This window comes from Christiangramia aestuarii (assembly GCF_009735585.1).
GTDB classification, from domain to species: domain Bacteria; phylum Bacteroidota; class Bacteroidia; order Flavobacteriales; family Flavobacteriaceae; genus Christiangramia; species Christiangramia aestuarii.
On sequence record NZ_VJVW01000124.1, the window covers coordinates 1 to 401 of the forward strand.

At 45.4% G+C, this 401-nt stretch carries 1 protein-coding gene; it reads left to right on the forward strand.

Annotation, left to right across the window (positions count from 1 at the left end; translation table 11 throughout):
* Positions 1-246, forward strand: a 246-nt coding sequence (locus FLP08_RS15965; protein ID WP_156278148.1) for a type IX secretion system membrane protein PorP/SprF, incomplete at its 5' end; no start/stop codon positions are given.
* Between the last annotated feature and the right edge of the window lie 155 nt (positions 247-401).

The window sequence follows — 401 nt, forward strand, 5'->3', positions numbered from 1 at the left end:
CTGTCTATCGATATCTCAGCCACCACCATCTTCAACGAGAAGTTCTACCTGGGGGCCAACTATCGTATCGATGATGCCATTGGCGGATTCCTGGACATTCAGCTCTTCGATGGCTTTCGGGCAGGATATGCCTATGAATACCCGATCTCAGATATTAGCCCATACACTTCGGGATCTCATGAGGTGCTGCTCATCTATGAACTCCGGTTTAAAAACACCCGGTATAAATCACCTCGTTTCTTTTAACCTTAAGACCTGTTGATCATGAAAAATCAGTACTATTTTATACTCTTACTTCTCTCCTGCTCTATTGGCCTGCAGGCACAGAGCGGAAAACAGAAAAAAGCAGACAGGCTCTATAACGATTTTGCCTACCTGGAAGCCACCGAGGTTTACAAGGA